Raw genomic sequence first — 3,362 nt, 5'->3', positions numbered from 1 at the left:
TTATGAAATTGACTCACTTATCATTTATTTTTCGGGGTTGAACGTCGTGTTTCTCGGTCAAATAAACTATAAATAACAGGAATAACATAAAGAGTTAATAACGTTGAACTAATTAATCCACCTATAACAACAATCCCCATTGGTTGATTAATTTCTGTCCCTTCACCAAGACCGATTGCCAGTGGGGCTAACCCAAGAATCGTTGTTAAGGCAGTCATTAATATGGGTCTTACTCGGTCTCGTGATGAATAAACAATGGCATCATAAGAAGAATATCCATCTTCTTTTCGCTTATTAATAAAATCAACTAATACAATACCATTGTTTACAACAATACCAACAAGCACTAGTATTCCAATAACAGCTGTAATGCTAATTGGTGTTTGGGTAGTAAACAAACCAAACGCAATCCCGATAATCATTAAAGGCACTGAGAACATAATAACAAACGGATATTTAAAAGATTCAAACTGAGCTGCCATTACGATATAAACGAGAATAACTGCCAGTATAACAGCTAGCGTCATATCATCAATTGCTCCTTCAAATAGTTCGCGATCCCCACCAAAAGTTATGTCTGTTTCTTCTGACAACTTTAAGTTCTCAATAACTTCGTCTACTTGATCTGACATTTCACCCAAAGAATAGGATGGATCATATTTAAGAGTAAAGTTGACTGAGCCAGCCTGATTAACTCTACGAATAGAAACTGGACCTTGTGCAATTTCGATATCCGCTACATCTTGCAGCTCAACAAATTGACCAGAAGGTGTACGCAGTTTTAATTGTTTAAGTTGTCCAATACTACTGCGATAGTTCTCATCATATTTCACAAAAACACCATACACTTGATCATCTTCAGAAAGAATCTGTGTAGCAAAATCCCCACGTGTCACACTTGTGACCGTTTGAGCAATTTGAGCTGGCGCAAGTCCATATTCAGTAGCAGCTTCTTTGTTAACGGTCATTTGAATTTCGTCAACCGTATTTTCCAAGTCATTTGTTATTTCGTTAATTGACTCAAGTTTATTTAAAGACGTTCGAATATCTGTGACCGCTTTGTCTAAACGTTGTTTATCTAAATCTGTTACTGTAAACGAAAGTGAGTTTGGAGTTGACCCGGCCGCAGTTTGTAAATTAAAACTAACTTCTGCTTCGTCTCCAATAACATTAAGCACTTTCGGTTGTACTTCATCTACGAAATCAAATATTGAGCGGTCTCGGTTATCTAATGGGACAAGTTTCACATACATTTCTGCTTCATTAGCTTCTGAAGAGCCTTGTGACTGCCCTTGTTGTGTCCCACCAATTAAGCTGACGTATACATCTACATCTTTTTCATTTTTTAGCACATCTTCTATTTTTTCTACAACTTCTTTGGTAGCGTTCATTGATACTCCATTTTCCAACTCAACGCTTACACTCACAAAACCTTCATCTGTTGCTGGTAAAAATTCAGTACCGACTTGGAATAATCCTAATACACCAACTCCTAATAGAACAGTTGTTACCATCAGTACTATAAGACGATGTGCAAGTGCCCATTTTACTGAACGTTCGAAGTTATTGTATGATTTTGAACGTCTTCTTTTCGCTTCAATGTCGCCTTTAGGTTTTTTCAACATACGGCTCGCTAGCATCGGAATGACAGTCAATGCCACAACTAAAGAAGCAATCAAACTAAATGAAATCGTTAAAGCAAACTCTGTGAAAATTTGACCAATTAAACCTGAAATGAATATAACAGGGACGAACACTGCCACTGTTGTGATTGTGGAGGCGATAATGGCACCCGATACTTCTTTCGTTCCTTCAGAAGCTGCTAGCTTGGAGTCTTTTCCCATAGCTAAGTGTCTATCGATATTCTCAATGACAACTATCGCATTATCAACTAACATTCCAATTCCTAATGCTAGTGCTCCTAACGTCATAATATTTAATGAGAAATCAGCAAAAAACATTAAGACAAATGTCACGATCACTGAATAAGGTATTGCAATACCAATAATAATCGGACTTTTAACTCCTCTTAGGAATACAAATAAGACGAGCATAGCGAATAGTGCCCCAAAGGCAAGTGCAGAGCCGATATTATTAATAGCTAACTTCACATAATCTCCTTGATCAAATAAAATATCTGCTTCTACACCTTTAAACTCTTCTTTTTGAAGAAGTTCCTCTAGAGAAGCCTTAAAAGCAGTAGAAACACTTGCTGTATTAGCTCCTGACTCTTGCAGAACAGACATTAATACAGCTGGTTCTTCATTCGCACGCGTTTCTGACGCTATCTCTTGTTCAGTTAATTCAACAATCGCTACATCTGCAATGGTTATATTTTCACCATCTAATGGGTTAACTGTAACAACAAGGTTTTGAATATCTTCAACTGTCGTCAAAGTACTAATAATTCTAGTTGTTAATTGCTTGCCATCTTCTGTTTCAATTGGATCACCAGGAAATGAGATATTATTCGCTTGAATCAATTGCACTATATCAGATTGTGCTAACCCTTTGTCTTCTAACTGTTGTTGATCCAGCGAAATTTGTACTTCTTCTATTAGCGAACCAGAAACATTGACACTTGCAACCCCTATCGTCCTACGTAAATCTTGTTCCAATTGCTCTGCAATTACACGCACGTCTCCCCCATTTTCAGGCGCACGAAGTGAAAGCTGAATTACTGGAAATTGTGCAGGGTCAAATTTTAAAAATCGAGGTTTTTGTGATTGATCTGGAATTGGTGTTTGATCAATACTTTGCATGATATCCGATTGTACGTCATCTATTTTTGTCGTCCAATCAAATTCTAATAAAATAAAATTTGCACCTTCTTGAGAAGATGAAGATAAATTTTTTATTCCTGGCAAAGTTGATAAACTTCTTTCGAGTGGCTTTGTAACTTTTTGACTTACTTCAGTTGGGCTTGCACCAGGATAACTTGTTACAACTACTCCAATTGGTGGATTTAGCTCAGGAATCAAGGTAACTGGAATTTTAAAAAATGATACTGCTCCTAATATAATTACTAAAAACATAATAACTGTTGTAAATACAGGACGCTTTATTGAAAAATCGCTAATTTTCATTTAGTGAATTCCTCTCTTGCCAAAACTTTTCTTTCTCTATCATATTCGTTACGCCCAGTTACTTCAAATGTAAGTAGTTCGATAATATATACTGTCACAATTTTGACAATATTATAATGTCCATGGAAATTATGTATTTTTTTAAGAATAACTTGTGTTATATAATTTTAATTCATTAGAAAAACCGGGCAAAGTACGCCCGGTCCTTTTACGAAGGGTAACCAAAGAAACCCGTTTATTTTCGCTACGGTGGACGCTTTTCGCGGGCATGGCTTC

General features: G+C 36.5%; 1 protein-coding gene. It reads right to left on the bottom strand.

Features of this window, described 5'->3' with window-relative positions; translation table 11 throughout:
* Positions 1-20: 20 nt before the first annotated feature.
* Positions 21-3,086, bottom strand: a complete 3,066-nt coding sequence (locus tag B371_RS0100990; protein WP_019412465.1) for an efflux RND transporter permease subunit — start codon at positions 3,084-3,086, stop codon at positions 21-23.
* Positions 3,087-3,362: the final 276 nt, after the last annotated feature.

The organism is Paenisporosarcina sp. TG20 (assembly GCF_000286315.1).
Classification (GTDB): Bacteria; Bacillota; Bacilli; order Bacillales_A; family Planococcaceae; genus Paenisporosarcina.
This window is presented reverse-complemented; position numbering and strand designations above follow the sequence as displayed.